A 1,515-nucleotide genomic window follows, 5' to 3' on the forward strand; every position below is an offset into this window, starting at 1 on the left:
TAAATTCTTACCTGAACTGTCAACGAAACCACCCATCAAAGTGACCCGATTACGCTGAGCAAAAAACTAATTTTTAGAACACTGAACCTTGATGATAACCTGACTTTATAAGAAGGCCATCTTTGCACAAAACTAAGAAAACCGCGTACAAGTGTTTGGTACTTTTGCGCATATAACGCCGCCATTTGCGGTCGAAGTTTGATGGCGACTTTTATGCGTTTCTTTGCATAAAAGGTGACAGAAAACGAGATCCGCAAGATGGCCTTGTTACATGCACTTTGCTATACTTCGTTTTACTATGTATTACATATTAAGCAAATAGGTATCAAATATGAAGACAGAAATGCTAAGTACACGCATAGACCATGACACAAAGCTAGCATTTACTAATGTATGTGACGATATGGGTCTAAGCACCTCGCAAGCCTTAAAGCTATTTGCCAAAGCTGTTATTAATTATGGTGGAATACCTTTTGAACTTAAAGCAAAAACACCAAATACTTTGACAGCAAATGCAATTGAAGAGCTAGAGTCTGGAAATGGCACTAAAGCTGGAACTATTGAAGAGCTTTTTAACCATTTAGACATTGGTGGCTTGAAATAATGCTCACACTTGAATACGCAACGCAATTTAAAAAAGATTTTAAGAAAATTGCGAAACTGCCCATTCCTGATGTAGTTGAAGTTGGGCACGTGATTAAACTATTACAGCTTGGGGAAACTTTGCCAGATAAATATGTTGATCATATGTTGTCGGGTAATTGGCAAGGTTACCGTGATTGTCATGTTAAGCCAGACTTGCTTTTAATATATAAAGCAGATAATAACTCTTTAAAACTTGCAAGGATTGGAACTCATAGTGAGCTATTTCGCTAGCATGTAACGCTTTTATAAACGGCGCACGGCTCTATCGTGCGTCCAACGCAGGCCACGTGTTTTTGTGGCCGGAGTGATGTTTGATGAACTGGTTAGATGTTTTAGAACACCCAACTACACCAAACACCACGTTAAAACCTTTGTACTGGCCCAGAGACAAAAACACCCTAGATGGCGACTTTACCGGACTCCCTAGGAACACACCACCGACGAAGCCTCTACAAATTCAAATGTGCCTGAGAAACTTAAACAGCAGAGCGGAACAGTGGGAAAACGTGCCACCTACCCTAAAACTTTAAACGGAGGAATACATGATAAGAAACGAGCATTCCCTGCCGAATATTGAGCCCTAAACCTTAAGAGCCAAAAAACATTTAGACATAATGACTCCCCACGTCCCAAAAGAGTGCTGACCTCCTATCGTGGGTTAGCAAAGCCAGAGCCATAATATATGTGTCATACCATATAAGCGGAGGCCAGCACCATGAAAAACAATACCATAATTTTTGTCGGATTGGACACCCATAAGGAGTTCACCGAAGTCGCATATTGCGAAGATCAACGAGGCTCAGAAGTAAAGCATCTTGGAAGAGTTTCTTCAGCCAAAGTATCACTTACCAAGATGGCAAGACAGTTTGA

2 protein-coding genes and 1 pseudogene are annotated in these 1,515 nt (G+C 40.7%); all 3 read left to right on the plus strand.

What is annotated here, in order from left to right; all coding sequences use genetic code 11:
- The first annotated feature begins 331 nt into the window (after positions 1 to 331).
- The gene (locus A3729_RS13490) at positions 332 to 604 is read left to right on the plus strand and encodes a type II toxin-antitoxin system RelB/DinJ family antitoxin (RefSeq protein ID WP_068511093.1); all 273 of its coding nucleotides are present in this window, start codon (positions 332 to 334) and stop codon (positions 602 to 604) included.
- Positions 604 to 876, plus strand: a complete 273-nt coding sequence (locus tag A3729_RS13495) for a type II toxin-antitoxin system YafQ family toxin (RefSeq protein ID WP_068511095.1) — start codon at positions 604 to 606, stop codon at positions 874 to 876. Before A3729_RS13490 ends, A3729_RS13495 begins: the two co-directional genes overlap by 1 nt.
- 484 nt (positions 877 to 1,360) lie before the next feature.
- Positions 1,361 to 1,515, plus strand: a pseudogene (locus A3729_RS33985) (IS110 family transposase); the annotation flags it as partial.

This window comes from Oleiphilus sp. HI0043 (assembly GCF_001634935.1).

Bases quoted from the DNA above. Each gene is read 5' to 3' on its own strand.
- A3729_RS13490 (WP_068511093.1), top strand. From the start codon at position 332: ATGAAGACAGAAATGCTAAGTACACGCATAGACCATGACACAAAGCTA.
- A3729_RS13495 (WP_068511095.1), top strand. From the start codon at position 604: ATGCTCACACTTGAATACGCAACGCAATTTAAAAAAGATTTTAAGAAA.